Origin of the sequence: Citrobacter sp. UYEF32 (assembly GCF_040546205.1) — a bacterium.
Classification (GTDB): domain Bacteria; phylum Pseudomonadota; class Gammaproteobacteria; order Enterobacterales; family Enterobacteriaceae; genus Phytobacter; species Phytobacter diazotrophicus.
The window spans coordinates 219,125-234,640 of record NZ_JBEPNI010000005.1; the positions used below are offsets into that span (position 1 = coordinate 219,125).

The 15,516-nt window shown below is 53.7% G+C and carries 13 protein-coding genes; 4 read left to right on the plus strand and 9 right to left on the minus strand.

All coding sequences use genetic code 11. The features are described from left to right. Positions 1 to 39 precede the first annotated feature (39 nt). From ABIB59_RS15615 to ABIB59_RS15640, 6 genes are read right to left on the minus strand one after another with little or no spacing between them, the layout of a single operon-like run. Positions 40 to 810, minus strand: coding sequence for a 3-hydroxybutyrate dehydrogenase (locus tag ABIB59_RS15615; RefSeq protein WP_354036095.1), 771 nt, complete (start codon positions 808 to 810; stop codon positions 40 to 42). A gap of 10 nt (positions 811 to 820) precedes the next feature. Then, a complete protein-coding gene (locus ABIB59_RS15620) occupies positions 821 to 2,215 on the minus strand; it encodes a GntP family permease (RefSeq protein WP_172600656.1) in 1,395 nt (464 codons plus the stop codon). A 40-nt stretch (positions 2,216 to 2,255) separates the two neighbouring features. Next, positions 2,256 to 3,173, minus strand: coding sequence for a 3-hydroxyacyl-CoA dehydrogenase family protein (locus ABIB59_RS15625; RefSeq protein WP_354036097.1), 918 nt, complete (start codon positions 3,171 to 3,173; stop codon positions 2,256 to 2,258). Positions 3,174 to 3,184: 11 nt separating this feature from the next. Beyond that, positions 3,185 to 4,366 carry an acetyl-CoA C-acetyltransferase gene (locus tag ABIB59_RS15630; protein WP_354036099.1) on the minus strand — a complete coding sequence of 394 codons (1,182 nt, stop codon included), beginning with the start codon at positions 4,364 to 4,366 and terminating at the stop codon, positions 3,185 to 3,187. An 11-nt stretch (positions 4,367 to 4,377) separates the two neighbouring features. Continuing rightward, positions 4,378 to 5,034: a CoA transferase subunit B gene (locus ABIB59_RS15635; RefSeq protein WP_039078995.1), complete on the minus strand. Its 657-nt coding sequence runs from the start codon at positions 5,032 to 5,034 to the stop codon at positions 4,378 to 4,380. 9 nt (positions 5,035 to 5,043) lie between these two features. Further along, positions 5,044 to 5,742: a CoA transferase subunit A gene (locus tag ABIB59_RS15640; protein WP_039078996.1), complete on the minus strand. Its 699-nt coding sequence runs from the start codon at positions 5,740 to 5,742 to the stop codon at positions 5,044 to 5,046. A gap of 142 nt (positions 5,743 to 5,884) precedes the next feature. Here ABIB59_RS15640 and ABIB59_RS15645 point away from each other — a divergent pair, with 142 nt between their 5' ends. Beyond that, the gene (locus tag ABIB59_RS15645; protein ID WP_039078997.1) at positions 5,885 to 6,778 is read left to right on the plus strand and encodes a LysR family transcriptional regulator; all 894 of its coding nucleotides are present in this window, start codon (positions 5,885 to 5,887) and stop codon (positions 6,776 to 6,778) included. On the opposite strand, the gene ABIB59_RS15650 is transcribed toward ABIB59_RS15645, so the two are convergent. After that, a complete protein-coding gene (locus tag ABIB59_RS15650; RefSeq protein WP_222556040.1) occupies positions 6,771 to 7,382 on the minus strand; it encodes a GNAT family N-acetyltransferase in 612 nt (203 codons plus the stop codon). The two genes, ABIB59_RS15645 and ABIB59_RS15650, sit on opposite strands and share 8 nt — an antisense overlap. A gap of 118 nt (positions 7,383 to 7,500) precedes the next feature. Here ABIB59_RS15650 and ABIB59_RS15655 point away from each other — a divergent pair, with 118 nt between their 5' ends. Both ABIB59_RS15655 and ABIB59_RS15660 read left to right on the plus strand, forming a co-directional pair. Continuing rightward, complete coding sequence (locus tag ABIB59_RS15655) at positions 7,501 to 7,866, plus strand: hypothetical protein (RefSeq protein WP_039078999.1); 366 nt, start codon at positions 7,501 to 7,503, stop codon at positions 7,864 to 7,866. Positions 7,867 to 8,037: 171 nt separating this feature from the next. Then, on the plus strand, positions 8,038 to 8,781 hold the full coding sequence (locus ABIB59_RS15660; protein WP_039079000.1) for a class I SAM-dependent methyltransferase: 744 nt from the start codon (positions 8,038 to 8,040) through the stop codon (positions 8,779 to 8,781). A gap of 42 nt (positions 8,782 to 8,823) precedes the next feature. On the opposite strand, the gene ABIB59_RS15665 is transcribed toward ABIB59_RS15660, so the two are convergent. Next, positions 8,824 to 10,101: a glycoside hydrolase family 10-like protein gene (locus ABIB59_RS15665; RefSeq protein ID WP_079497538.1), complete on the minus strand. Its 1,278-nt coding sequence runs from the start codon at positions 10,099 to 10,101 to the stop codon at positions 8,824 to 8,826. A gap of 346 nt (positions 10,102 to 10,447) precedes the next feature. Here ABIB59_RS15665 and ABIB59_RS15670 point away from each other — a divergent pair, with 346 nt between their 5' ends. Continuing rightward, the gene (locus ABIB59_RS15670; RefSeq protein ID WP_354036103.1) at positions 10,448 to 13,375 is read left to right on the plus strand and encodes an HD domain-containing phosphohydrolase; all 2,928 of its coding nucleotides are present in this window, start codon (positions 10,448 to 10,450) and stop codon (positions 13,373 to 13,375) included. Positions 13,376 to 13,435: 60 nt separating this feature from the next. On the opposite strand, the gene lysC is transcribed toward ABIB59_RS15670, so the two are convergent. Beyond that, positions 13,436 to 14,797 carry a lysine-sensitive aspartokinase 3 gene (gene lysC, locus ABIB59_RS15675; RefSeq protein WP_354036105.1) on the minus strand — a complete coding sequence of 454 codons (1,362 nt, stop codon included), beginning with the start codon at positions 14,795 to 14,797 and terminating at the stop codon, positions 13,436 to 13,438. Positions 14,798 to 15,516: the final 719 nt, after the last annotated feature.

A 15,516-nucleotide genomic window follows, 5' to 3' on the forward strand; every position in this document is an offset into this window, starting at 1 on the left:
GATTCGTCCCGCGCACCAGCGGGGACGAGCCTTTTCCGATCACTGAGCGATCCAACCGCCGTCCATATTCCATGCCGCGCCGCGAACCTGGGACGCGGCGTCACTGCATAAAAAGAGGGTCAGCGCGCCCAGTTGTTCCGGGGTGACAAACTCACCGGAGGGCTGTTTTTCCCCAAGCAGTGAGTCGCGAGCCACGTCGGGGGCGATCCCGGAGGCAATGCGCTGGTCAATCTGCTGTTGTACGAGTGGTGTCAGCACCCAGCCGGGGCACAGGGCATTACAGGTGATGTTGGTCTGGGCGTTTTCCAGGGCGATCACTTTCGTCAGGCCGACCACCGCGTGCTTGGCGGCGACATAGGCGGATTTCTCTTTCGAGGCCACCAGGCCATGCACCGAAGCAATATTGATAATGCGCCCCCAGTTGCGCTCTTTCATTCCCGGTAGCGCCAGGCGGCTGGTGTGAAAGACCGACGACAGATTGATCGCCAGGATAGCGTTCCACTTTTCGACCGGGAACTGTTCGACAGGAGCGACATGCTGGATCCCGGCGTTATTGACCAGAATATCCACGCCGCCATACTCCCTTTCCGCATACTGCATCATGGCTTCAATTTGCGCCGGGTCGCTAAGATCCGCGTCGTGATAACCGGGCCTTGCCCCATAGCGAGCGACTTTCTCTTTGGCGCGATCTACCTCGCCAAAACCGTTGAGAATCAGCTCTGCGCCCGCTTCTGCCAGCGCGCAGGCGATCCCCAGACCAATGCCGCTGGTGGAGCCCGTTACCAGCGCGACTTTACCGTTCAGATGCATCTTGTTCTCCTTAAACAATACCGGTCATGTAGAACACGCCGATCACAAACAGGACCGCCAGACTTTTAATCAGGGTGATGGCGAAAATGCCGCCATACGCCTGTCGGTGTGATAAACCCGTAATGGCGAGCAGGGTGATAACCGCGCCATTATGCGGAAGGGTATCCATACCGCCGCTGGCCATTGATGCCACGCGGTGCAACACCTCCAGTGGAATGTGGGCCGCATGAGCGGCGGCAACGAACGTATCGGCCATGGCCGCCAGCGCGATACTCATCCCCCCGGACGCGGAGCCGGTGATCCCGGCCAGCACCGTAACGCTGATGGCTTCGTTCAACAGCGGATTGGGGATCGCCGCCAGTCCTTTGGACAACACCAGAAAGCCTGGCAGAGCGGCGATGACTGCGCCAAATCCATATTCAGATGCGGTATTCATTGCCGCCAGAATGGCGCCACCCACGGCCGTTTTGCTGCCTTCTGCCAGCCGTCCGCGAATATTGCGAAAGCCGCAGATCACCACCATTAAAATGCCTGCGCACAGGGCCGCTTCCACCGCCCAGATGGCGTTAATTTTACCCACCTCGGTGACAATAGGCTTCGCCAGACCGGGGAGCGTCAGTTCATGCGTGGCGCCATACCAGACCGGGATCCAGCGGGTAAACAGCAAATTGAAAACACCCACCAGGATCAACGGCGCAATGGCGATAATCGGGTTGGGCAGGTTGATGTTATCCGGCGTTTCCGGCTCATTTTGTAAGTCGGTGCCGTAACCTTCATTATTGGCCTGCGCTTTGCGTCGCTGACGTTCGAGATAAAAAAGGCCGACCACAATAATAAATAGCGAACCGATCAAACCAAGCCAGGGAGCTGCCCATGCGTTGGTGCCGAAGAAACTGGTAGGGATGATGTTCTGAATTTGCGGCGTACCGGGCAGGGCATCCATCGTGAAGCTGAATGCGCCGAGTGCGATGGTGGCGGGGATAAGCCGTTTCGGAATGCCGCTCTGGCGGAACAGTTCTGCCGCAAACGGATAAACCGCAAACGCCACCACAAACAGGGAGACCCCACCATAGGTCAGGAGCGCACATACCAGCACAATCACCGGGATGGCATGGCGACGGCCTAATAACTGGATTGCTGCGGCGACAATCGAACGGGAAAAACCCGAAAGCTCGATCAGCTTGCCAAATACCGCGCCGAGTAAAAAGACCGGGAAGTAGAGTTTAACGAACCCGACCATCTTCTCCATAAACAGGCCGGTAAAGGCCGGGCCAACCGCGCCGGGGTCGGTCAGAAGCACGGCGCCTAACGCGGCAATCGGGGCGAACAAAATGACGCTGTAGCCGCGATAAGCCGCGACCATCAGCAAGGCCAGTGCAGCCAGGGCAATTATTACGCTCATCATGACTCCTGAATCTTGTTTTTGTAGGGGACAGAACCGGTCATTAAGGCTTTAGGGCATGACGCAGTTGCCAGGCGCGTCGTTGTTGGATGCGTACGCGTCGCGCCTCATCCCAGTGATAAAATCCGTCTCCGCTACGCTCGCCGGTATCGCCGCGTTGCGTTTTTTCCTTGATCAGTTCGAGCATCGCATCGCCCTGGGCAAGCTCTGGTAGCAGGTGGCTATAGATGTCCAGTACGGTGTTAAGGCCGGTCATATCCGCCGCTTCCAGTGGGCCCACCATGGCATAGCGCCGACCAAGCGACGCACGCATCACCTGATCCACCACCCCGGCGCTGGCAATGCCGCTGTGGACGATGTGTAAGGCTTCCCGCAGCAGGGCAAACTGCAGGCGGTTGCCGATAAAACCGGGAGCGGCGCGGTCAAGCTTTACCGCCTCCAGTTCAAGGCGGCGTAAAAGCTGATACACCGTCTCAACGTACTGCGGGTCGGTCTGGCTGCCGGGAACCACTTCGACCAGCGGAATAAAGTGGGGCGGGTTCCAGAAATGGGCGATCAGCAGACGCGAGGGATGCGCCAGTTTTGCCGCCAGCGCATCCGGTGGCAGGCCGCTGGTATTACTGGCAATGATCGCATCGGGGGCAATGCGTTTTTCCAGCTCGGCATAAAGCGCGTGTTTAAGTTCCAGGCGTTCAGGAATTGCCTCGATAAGCAGGCGGGCATCCGCAAGATTGTCAAGTGACGTTGTCACGTGAAGCCGCGCCAGCGTCGCCGGTTTGTCTGCGTCGCTGAATTGCCCGGCGTCCCGCAGTTCGCTGAGGATGGCGCTCGCGGCGCCTGCCACTTCTGCCAGACGAGCCGGGTCGGTATCGTAGATCAGAACGTCCTGATGAAAGCGGGCGAAGTGGGTGGCAATGCCGATCCCCATGAGGCCTGCGCCGATGACCACGGGCTGCTGCATGCTGTTCTCCTTCATCGGGCCACCGCCAGCGCGACGCCCTGACCGCCGCCGACGCAAAGCGTCGCCAGCCCTTTATGTGCATCACGGCGCTGCATTTCATGCAGGAGCGTCACCAAAATGCGACAACCCGACGCGCCAATCGGATGACCGAGGGCGATCGCGCCGCCATTCACATTGACGCGTTCGCTGTTCCAGCCCAGTTCGTCGCCGACGGCCAGCGCCTGGACGGCAAAAGCTTCGTTAGCTTCAATCAGATCAAGGTCGTTGATATCCCAGCCTGCGCGTTTCAGGGCCGCACGCGTTGCCGGAACCGGGCCAAGCCCCATTACCGCCGGATCAATGCCCGCCACCGCATAGCCGGCAATGTGGGCCATTGGGGTAAGGTTAAGCTCGCGGGCTTTCTCCGCACTCATCACCAGCACTGCCGCGGCACCGTCGTTGAGTGATGACGCGTTGCCCGCCGTCACCGTTCCGCCATCCGGACGAAACGCCGGGCGCAGACGGTTTAATAATTCCAGCGAGGTTTCCGGGCGCGGCGGCTCATCCTGGCTGACCACAAGCGGCTCTTTTTTGCCGTGCGGAACGCTAACGGGTGTGATTTCCGCGCTGAATCGCCCGGCCTCACGGGCTGCGACCGCTTTTTGCTGTGAGGTAAGGGCAAAGGCATCCTGACGCGCACGGTCAATCGCGTATTTTTCTGCGAGGTTTTCCGCCGTAATGCCCATGTGATAGTCGTTGAACGCATCCCACAAACCGTCGTGAATCACGCTATCAAGCATATTGCTATGACCAAGGCGTAACCCGGCGCGCGCGCCGTCCAGCAGATAGGGCGCGTTACTCATACTTTCCTGACCGCCGGCGATCACAATGTGCGCATCGCCGCTGCGGATCGCCTGCACCGCCTGCAACACCGCTTTGAGCCCGGAGCCGCAAACCTGGTTGATGGTCACCGCAGGTGTGGTCACCGGGATCCCTGCATGCAACGCCGTCTGACGCGCCGGGTTTTGCCCGCAGCCCGCACTTAACACCTGGCCAAAAATGACCTCGTCTACCTGATCGGGACGAATTCCGCTCTTTTCCAGCAACGCTTTCACCACGACGACGCCAAGCTCAACCGCCGGGAGTAGGGCCAGCGCGCCATGAAAATTACCGGTGGGTGTGCGGGTTGCTGCGACAATTACCACGTCCTGCATCTGTTCGCTCCTCATTGAAAACGCATCTCGGGGACTACATCAGGCACGATGAGGCGCCCGGCAGTTTTGCTGACGATCTCGTCCACGCTGACGCCCGGCGCGCGCTCTTTAAGCACGAACGCCCCATTTTCAATTTCCAGATAGGCCAGGTCAGTGAGAACGCGGCGAATGCAGTTCGCCCCGGTCAGCGGAAGGGTGCAGTGATCCAACAGTTTGGACTCACCGCTTTTTGAGGCATGGGTCATCACCACGATAATGTTTTCCGCGCCCGCCACCAGATCCATCGCCCCGCCCATGCCTTTCACCATTTTGCCGGGGATCATCCACGAGGCGATATTGCCGTCGACATCCACTTCAAAAGCGCCAAGAACGGTTAAATCCACGTGGCCGCCACGGATCATGGCGAAGGACTGCGCCGAGTCGAAAATGGCCGCGCCGGGTCTGGCGGTCACCGTCTGTTTTCCGGCATTGATCATGTCGGCATCTAACTCAGCTTCGGTGGGAAACGCCCCCATACCGAGCAAGCCGTTTTCGGATTGCAGCATCACATCAACGCCAGGCGGGACAAAGTTCGCTACCAGTGTTGGGATACCAATACCCAGATTGACGTAGTAGCCATCACGCAGTTCGCGCGCCACGCGCTGCGCCATCTGTTCACGTGTCAACATACCGGCTCCTTATGCGCGCAGCGTGCGCTGTTCAATACGTTTTTCGAATCGGCCCTGAATCAGGCGATCCACATAGATTCCGGGGGTGTGAATGGCGGCGGGGTCGAGTTCACCTGGCGGCACAATCTCTTCCACCTCCACTACGGTTATTTTTCCGGCGGTGGCCATCAGCGGGTTGAAATTTTGTGCCGTGTGGCGATAGATGACATTGCCGTACCAGTCGGCCTTCCAGCCTTTAACGATGGCGAAATCGCCGGTAATGGCCCCTTCCAGAATGTACGGGCGACCGGCGAATTCACGCACCTCTTTGCCCTCAGCGACAGGGGTGCCATAACCGGTGGCGGTGAAAAAGGCCGGAATACCGGCACCGCCAGCGCGGATCTTCTCGGCCAGGCTGCCCTGCGGCGTCAGCTCCACTTCAAGCTCCCCTTTGATCACCAGCTCTTCAAAAAGGGCGTTTTCGCCAACGTAAGAGGCGATAACTTTACGTACCTGGCGGCTTTCCAGCAGGACGCCAAGGCCGAAGCCATCGACACCGCAGTTATTGGAAACCACCGTCAGGCCGTGGACATCGCGGCGGCGGATTTCGGCGATGAGATTTTCCGGAATACCGCACAGGCCAAAGCCGCCTGCCAGTACCGTCATGTTGTTGCTAAGCCCCTCGAGCGCCTCTTGATAACTTGCGACGCGTTTATCCAGTCCAGCCATTCGCTTGCCCCTGTGTTGTCCTTTTGCGGCATCATCCGGGGCGAAAAATGATTTGTTAATTTTGATTTTGTGACGGATTGATTTGCTTTTCTTATTAATCTTTTGTTAATTAATCTTTTTCAATAAGTTAATGAAATGATAAATGAGAATGACCATCAAACAGTTACGCGCGTTTTTAGCGGTAGCTCACACTCTTAACTTCGCCCATGCGAGCGAAAAGCTGAATATGTCGCAACCGGCCCTGAGTCTGGCGATTCGCGGGCTGGAAGAGGTTCTGGGGGGCGCATTGCTGACGCGGACCACGCGGCGGGTCACCCTTACGCCGGAAGGCGAGGCGCTTTTCCCGATGGCGCGCCAGCTTATTGCCGATTGCGATAACGCCGAAGAGGCGCTGCGTCAGCGTTTTACGTTACAGAGAGGCAAGGTGTCGGTTGCCGCGATGCCATCTTTCGCTGCCAATGCGCTCCCCCCTGTGCTTAAGGCGTTTCGCGATCGCTATGCGGGCATTAACGTGACGGTGCACGATGTCATTAACGAACAGGTTATCGAAATGATAAGCGACGGGCGGGTGGAGATGGGGATCGCCTTTGAGCCGGAGCCCGCGTCCAGCCTGCACTTTACGCCGCTGGCCATGGATCGCTTTCTGGCCGTGGTGCCGCGCGACTGTCCGCTGGCACAAAAGGAGCAGGTTAGCTGGCGTGAACTGCTCAAGCTCGATTTTATTACGCTACAACGGCCTTCAGCGGTACGCATCATGCTTGAAGAGAGACTGGCCCGCAGTGGGCATAAGCTGGAAGTGGCCTTTGAAAGTCATCAACTGGTGACGGTCGGTCGTATGGTGGCTAGTGGTCTTGGCGCAAGCGCGGTGCCTGCGTTGTGCGAAAAACAGATGATCGAACTGGGGGCGGTGTGCGTACCCTTGATAAACCCGGTGATTGAACGGCGCGTGGGGATTCTTCGCCTCGACCATGCGCAGCTTTCCACGGCGGCGCAGGCGCTGCTTAATACGCTTCGCGCCGCTTACAACGTCATCTGATCAGCGGAATGTGCGGTGCGGCGTCGGCAGGTAGATGGCCTGTCAGGCGCGGGTCGGCCTGTACTTCAACCTGAAAAGCGTAGGGGACAAAGCCTGAGCGGATATAAAAATTGAGCGCCGACGGGTGGTCAAAGGTACAGGTGTGTACCCAGAAACGTTCGATGGGTTTCGCAAAGGCGCGTTCTGTCGCTCTGCTCATAACGGCGCGGCCCAGCCCTTTGCCGGTTGTGCCCTCTACCAGCCCCAAAAACACCAGTTCACACTGGCCGGGTTCACTAAAATCCAGCTCAAGCATACCGATATCCTCTGCGCCATCGCGAATAACCCAGGCTTCAACGTTCGGGTCGTTCAGGATAGCGGTCAGTTTGTCATCGGCCATATAGAGACGGGAAAACCACAGCCATTTAGCGCCAATCTTGCGAAACAGCGCGCGGTAGGCGATCAAATCCACGTTAACCAGCGGCGCCAGGGTGATGCCCTCGGGCAGGGGTAAGGTTTCCTGCTGCGGTTTGGAACGCATTTCGAGACAGGTGACGACCGATGCCACATGTCCCGGCGGGACATCAGAATAGCCTAATGCGATGGAGGTGCTTGCAGTGCTCATTTATTTTCCTTAATTGCAGGTGCGTGCTCTCAGTTATTTCAAGACAGACTACATCTTTCATACGGATTTTAATATAATTGCATGAAATCGCGGCTTTTTATTTTAGTTAAGGTCAGGAATGAAACTCACAAGAGCAGTAATAATTGCTTTTAGTCTTCTCCTTTTGCAAGGTTGTGACACCCAGGAAACGAAAGTTAAAAAATTATTAAAGTGTGGTTTAGCCGTTGATGAATTAGGTAATGAACATGCACAGGATAATTATAAAAAGAACAGCATGCTGTTTTTCGGCACAACCCCGCCTGCACTAAGCCACAACGAGATGGTCAAAATTGGCGATAAGGCAAGAGAAGAGCTGTGGATGGATAGCAGAAACAGTCGCGGCACGGTACAAAAATTACTCGAAGTCTACGGCGAAAAATATTGCGTTGAGCTGCATCAGGAACCGAACGATAAGAATATCAAAATGCTAAGGCACCTGATGTGATGTGACTTCGCTGGCGCGACATACGGGGTTTTGAGGCGACAGAAACAAATATGCTCGCTGATGGTGCAAATTAGCTATGAAAAGGGGGGTTTTTCGCTACATGAGTTGTCGTCAGGGTTGGTATCGTTGAACGCTAATCTGAAGGCAATGAGCTGGTTATCGCGAGGGTGTATGATTATTAAAGGGCTGCAACAACGTTCGAAATGTAAGATATGTGACGGAAACGCTCAATTGCACGGTGTGCTTGATTTTAACACCTCTTGTTTGAGCACATTACCTGATCATGCCGTACTTCCGCTCACCGGCGTGCCCATTTATTACCATCGCTGCGAAAACTGCGGATTAATTTATACCCATGCTTTCGATGACTGGACATTTGATGATTTTAAAACGCATATCTATAACGATGAATATGTGCTTCATGATCCAGATTTTACAGGTGCCCGCTCGAAAAGTAATCTCGAATTAATTATGTCCAATTTTGAAGCGATTAAAGAGTGGCGTGTTCTGGATTACGGCGGTGGCGATGGGCAGCTTGCGCAATTGTTATGTGCAGAGGGTGTGGATGCTGTTGGCTGGGATCCGTTCCACCTTAATAACCATCTCCCGACAGGTAAATTTGAGCTGATTGTTTGTTTTGAGGTGTTTGAACATACGCCCACGCCCGTTGAGACGCTTATGGCTGCCTGCGATTATTTGAAAGAAAACGAAGGGGCGATATTTTTCTCCACACTGGTCAATGACTCAACCACCCGTGAGGGAATGAACCACTGGTATATTGCGCCACGAAATGGACATATCACCATTCACACCAAGCAATCACTGGACATCTTATTCAGGAAAGTCGGGCTGGAGGTGATACATTTCAGCGACAGCTTTCATATGGGATATAATCCGGCAGGGATCGGCAATTAATATCCTGGCGGGTGTGCAGTAATGGCACCCGCCAGAATGTGATTAATTACCCCAGCGGCGTTTCAGATAATTGACCGCCTGCTGGGTTTGCGGCTGGTTCAGATAATCCTCGCGGAACAGAATCGTGCCTTTTATTTGCGGCGTCGACTCATTCAAATCGAGCTGTTTTTTCAGTTCCGGCACGCCGCCATTGACCGTCCAGTCTGGCTCATTCTTCGACGGTTCGCCCACTTTATACAGCGCAACGCCAATATACAGGCGGGTTTTCGTCGGTTTTACAACGTCCGCCCACCATTTCGCCAGCACATCATAACGCGCCGCGTCACGGGCAAACGGCCAGTACAACTGCGGGGCGATGTAGTCCAGCAATCCTTGCTGGACCCAGCGGCGGGTATCAGCAAAAGACTCATCATAGGCAGCGGCGCCTCGCGTATCGGAACCTGCCGGGTCGAAAGAGCGGTTACGCCATACCCCGGCAGGGCTGACGCCAAACTCAACATCCGGGTTAATCTGTTTGATGGTTCGCGAAACCTGTTCAATCAACTGCTGCGTATTATGCCGTCGCCAGTCGGCCTTCGACGCAAATCCCTGACCATATTTTCTGAACGTCTCGCCGTCATTAAGCGCAGAACCCGCCGTCTCGGTATAGAAGTAGTCATCGAACTGCACGCCATCGACCGGATAACGGCTGACAACCTCCGCCACGATGCTGGTTATCCAGTCCCGCGCATCCGGAATACCAGGATCCAGAACAAAGCGGTCACCCGCCGTACGCACCCAGTCGCGATGCAGGACAAAGACGCTGGAGGGATGCAGCGGCAGGGTTGAATTCAGTCCGGCCACCGTTGAGGGTTTAATATTGGTGGATACACGGTAAGGGTTAAACCAGGCGTGTACCCGCATACCGCGCTTGTGTGCTTCATCGAGCATAAATTGCAGCGGATCGTAGCCCGGATCCTGACCTATTTTCCCCGTGAGGGTATCGGACCAGGGCAGAATTTTTGACGGCCACAGCGCCGTGCCATCCGGTTTTACCTGGAAAAAGACGGTATTGATGCCAAGGCTTTTGAGCTTATCCAGTTTTACCCGCATGGCTTGCTGCTGCTGATCAATACGGCTTTGCGCACTGCCTACGCCATTCACCGAGGCAAGCGGCGGCCAGTCAAGACGGGAAACCGTTGCCAGCCAGATCCCACGCACCGGCTCGTTGTTTTGCAAACTTTTATCCGCGATGGGATGTTTAGCGACCGGCGGAAGCGGGGTAACGAGCGAGACGGGTGGCTTAGAGGCACAACTGGCGAGTAACAGCGCCGTTGCCATAAACACACTGGCTTTTTTGATTTTCGTTAATGGAAACAAACGACGTGAGCGGTTAATGGGATACTCCAGTATTTCAGGTTGTCGCCTGGAGGCACATTTTCGGCTTATTACGGGGTAAGTCAATGCGTTAAAGCGTATTGCGCACACGCGCAGAGCGGCTGACCAATGTTGCTCTGCCAGTGGTAACGACAACTTGCAGGGCTTAATGCATGACAGGATCGGGCAAATTCTGCCTTAATACGCAGAAAAATAGTCTTTTTTTGGAGCGCCTGTCGCTTTTAACGGCTTCGGTTATGCTTAGAAATGTATTCGTATCTTTCCTGGAAAAGCCCAAGGAAAAGCGCCAATGAAAACGCGAATAAGAAAACTAAAAAACCGATATCCGTTGCACATCCAGATAACCGTTCTTTTTACACTACTCATTGTTTCAATTGGCAGCATTATCATTCTTTTCAACCATAGCCGGCTGACAAAGCTTGCAGAAGTCAGCACACATCAACGCTACCAACAAACGGGTAAAGCGATGGCGGCGGAACTGAATTCGCTGACACGCACAATGGCGAGTTCAGTCAATATGCTGGCGAAGATGCCTGTCGCTGATGCCATGACAGAACCACAGCGCATGGCGCAGTTGAGTAGCTTCATCACGATCCTGCAACAGAATGATTACGCCAGCTCCGTCTACAGCGCCTGGGACAACGGAGACTTTTTTATTCTTCGTCGCTTAACGAACCAAAATCGGGCGTTATTTAAAAGCCCGGCTAACGCCCAATGGCTGGTACAAAATTACCGATTTGAGGCAAATCCTCCCGAGAAAAAAGCGTTTTATTTAGACAGTGCGCAAAACATTATTTCATCGGCCACTGTGCCCTATGATAATTACGATCCCCGCACCCGGAAATGGTATACGCTCGCCCACGACGAAAAAGGACTGATTACCTCACCCAATTATATTTTTAAAGCCACAGGCGAAACCGGTTTTACCTACAGTCAGCGGGCTGATAATCAGCGTGCGGTGATTGGTCTCGATGTATCTCTCGCTTTACTATCCGCCTTTTTGCAAAAACAAGGGCTACCGCCTGGCAGCCAGGCCGCCATCTTGTCAGAGTCCGGTGAGATTATTGCCAGCCTGCCAACAGGTGAGGGTGATAATAACAGCGGTTTGAAAATGGATAACTTGCCGGTATTACAATCATTACTGGCACATGACGATGCCAGGCACAGTCGTATTTTCACTGTTGGAAACGAAGACTGGTATGGCTCAGTGGTTAACATTCACAGTTCGGGAAATGACTACCGACTGGTGATTGCCACCCCGGCGGCTTTTTTGACGGCCGATGCCAGTGCAATCAGCGATCGTTCTACGTTGATCGCTTTCCTGTTACTCCTCCTCAGCCTGCCGGTTATCTGGTATTTCTCGCGCAAAATCTCTCATCCGTTACTCAGACTGCGTGAAGATGCGGAGGAGATAAGCCAGTTAAATTTTGAGGCCGAAGAGCGTCCTGGTGGCCGCTCGATCATCGAAGAGATAGATGACTTGCATACTGCGATGGCAAAAATGAAACAGACGCTGATCAAATTTATTTCGATGGGCAGTATGCTGACCGTTAAGAATAATTTTACCCAGCAGATGCAGGGACTCCTGACCGAAACGACGGAAATCGCTGACATGACCGGCGGAATGGTTTTTCTTTCCAATCAGGATGCGAATGTGTTCACGCCCGCCGCATTTCGTTGGCGTGAGGAAAACATCGATTTCTCGGACATTCAACCGCTCGCCGTTGACCATGAACACTACGCCAGGTTCTGGCAATTACTACAGGGGCAGACGGTAAGCGGCATATTGACCCGTGAAAATATCCCCCCGTCACTGCTGGCATTTCTTTTACCGCATCTCCCGGTGCGTTATGTCGCCGTACCGATGCAAACCCACGATAATCACCCCATGGGTTTCCTGCTGCTGTTTAATACCGATGTGCTGAGCGATAAACAGGAAAATGCAAAAATTCAGTTGATTAATTCGCTGGTCGGCATGCTTTCGGTGGCGATCGAAGCGCAACATCTTTTGGCAGAACAGAAGAAACTGCTCAATGCCTTCATTAAACTGATCGCCGGGGCGATTGATGAGAAAAGCCCCTATACCGGTGGTCATTGCCAGCGCGTCCCGGTTATCACAAAAATGCTGGCAAAAGCCGCCGTAGAAGCACAAGACGGGCCTTTCGCCAGCTTTACGCTTTCCGCAAATGAGTGGGACGAATTACATACCGCCTGCTGGCTGCATGATTGCGGGAAGATCACTACCCCGGAAGTTGTCGTGGATAAAGCCACCAAGCTTGAGCAGATCTACAACCGGATCCATGAAATCCGCATGCGCTTTGAACTGCTTAAACGGGAAAAAGAAATTGAGTTCTTGCGCCATCATCGGGAGAACGCGGATGCGCAGGCGCTGGACGCGACACTGCGCCAGCTTGATGACGATTTCTACTTTATTGCCCGCTGTAATATTGGCAGCGAGTTTCTCTCTGATGATGCACTGGCACGTATTAATAAGATTGCCAACTACCGCTGGACGCGCACACTCGACGATGCGGTAGGCATTTCACAAGAGGAGTTGATGCGTAAACAACGTCAGCCCGCCGCGACGTTACCCGTACAGGAGCCGATGCTCGCAGATAAAGAAGAGCACATCGTCTACCGCACCGATGTCAGTAAAGAGGCTGACAGATATCACTTCAAACTGAAAAAACCGCTGCACCAGTATAACTATGGCGAAATTTATAATTTGCGTATCCGGCGCGGCACGTTGAATGAGGAAGAGCGCTACAAAATCAATGAACACATTATGCAGACCATTATCATGCTGGATAATCTGCCATTCCCACGCACAATGGCTAATGTGCCGACGATTGCGGGTGGACATCATGAACGGGTAGACGGCAAAGGCTATCCATATCAACTTAATGATTCGCAGATGAGTATGCAGGTCAAAATGCTGGCGATTGCCGATGTTTTCGAAGCATTAACGGCCATCGACCGACCGTATAAACCGGGGAAATTGCTCTCTGAAGCGCTGGGTATCATGGTCAGTATGGTCAATGAACATCACCTGGACCGGGAGCTGTTTATCCTCTTCCTGCAATCGGGCGTCTGGCTTGATTATGCACAAACCTATCTGGATCCCGAGAAAACGGACAACGTGAATGTTTCGGCCCTGGTGGCAAAAATTAAGCCGCAGCACGTTGAGGGGGTAACGCCAGAAACCAGCCCGGCTTAAATACCGTAGGTCGCTGAGCCGAAGCGAGCAGGGCATCCGCTCGCTTCGGGTTGCGCAGTCTTATTCAAATAAACTGCGATGAAGCGCGTTTACCGCGCTGTCTGAGGAGGCGGCCGGCAACAGGAAACAGAGCGTATGGTCGGACGCACCGTGGCAAATCATCCGCATGTGATGTTTTTCCAGCTCAGTGAACACATCTTTGCAGACACCTGACGCCTGAGTCAGGTCGTTACCGATGAGCGTCACCAGGTCCAGGCCGGTTTCCAGCTCAACGCGACAGCGGGACGAGAGTTCGGTCAACAACGAGGTGGTCAATGAGTCTGCATCACCGGAGGTCGCGCCCGATGCGTTGAGGATCAGCGCAATGCTGGTTTCTGAGGTGGTGACCAAATCAATCACCGTATTATGTCGCGACAGCACCGCAAACATCTCAGCTAAAAAAACGCAGGCCGGTTGGGTATTCAGACTGTGCAATTTCAGCAGCGTCTGTTTACGACGCACGGCCAGCGCCCGGTAGCGGGGTGGGTTATCCGCATGGCAACACACCAGAGTGCCGCCCGCCGACGGGTTTTTACTGGAGCCCACAAAGACCGGTATATTTTTGCGCATCGCAGGCAGCATAGTGGCCGGATGTAGCACTTTGGCGCCATAGGCCGCCATTTCGCTGGCCTCAGAAAATGAGACGTTATCCATGCGCTGCGCCTGGGGAACAATGCGGGGATCGGTGGTGTAAATCCCGGCAACATCGGTCCAGATATCCACACGTGCGGCGTGTAATGCCTCGCCAAACAGTGACGCGCTGTAATCGCTACCGCCGCGACCCAGCGTTGTCGTATGCCCCTTCGCATCACTGCCAATAAAGCCCTGAGTGATCACCAGCGCCTGTTCAAGACGCGGGCGTAGCTGTTTTTCCGCCAGTTCTGCGATTGCCCCAGGCATCGGTTCTGCACAGCCGAAACAGTCATTTGTGCGAATCACTTTGCGGGCATCGAACCACTGTGTTTCAACGCCGCGTTCGCGCAACACTTCAACAAACAGCAGGCTGGACATCAGCTCGCCGTGGCTGACTAACGCGTCGTTCAACGCCGTTGAACTGACGCTGGCCGCTTCTTCGGCAAGACGGCTGATGTTTTCGAGCAGATGGTCGATTTCCTGACTGATAGCGGTTGGCTGGCTCAGGCGGGAAATAATGTTGTACTGGATGGCGCGTAGCGTTTCGATTTTGTCCGTGCGTTCACCACTCTCCAGGCCAGCGGAAAGCTCCACTAACAGATTGGTGACGCCAGCAGAGGCGGACAATACAACCAGACGAACATCTTGATCGGCAAGGACGATGGAGGCACTACGGTTCATCGCGTCAAAATCAGCAACACTGGTGCCGCCAAATTTCGCAACAACGATTTGTGGATAAATGCGAGTCATAACAATCTCATATCAGGGCGCCATATAAGGAATGGCATGAAAATTTTCATTCTCGGCATAAGGGAAGCGGGCTGCGTGAAGGGGAGATACCCGTTACGTCAGCGGCTTACGCCTTACGAAATGTCCGCCCGCGAACATTTCTGGTTACAACCCAGGATGTTGCTCCCGTTGTCGATAACATGTTTGCCTGTAACGCGTTACCGGGGTGTTACTTATTTATGACTTAAATTATTAATTCCTTTTGCAATACGCGTTTCTTCTTTGTCGCGCAGGGTAAGCTTGCGAGAAAACGTCACGTTTTCTCGTTAGTTTTAACAAACGAAATCGTTGCTTTTACCCGCTATCGCGACGTGCGGGATTTTTATCGCGGGCATAGTAAGTGATTTAACCCGCCGGATCGATAATTTCCTTACGCTTTATGGCAAAGAAGTAAAAAAAATAATAATGCACTCAACTGCTTCCATCATCATTAACTTTAAATGACAGCAAAGGCAGAATAAATAACCATAATATAGGTTAAGGCGGCGTTGTTATCATGATGTTGTACATAAAACAGGCATTACTCACTAAGTAACAGAATTAGTTACAAATTATGATGCCTGCATTAAAGCCAGTTGCGTTGTTTCTCATTGATTTCAAATAAAAAAAGCTTAAACGGGTGTGGAAAATAAAATATTGAGTCCGTTGCTAAAAAAACATATATTAGCCGCGTTTTTTAC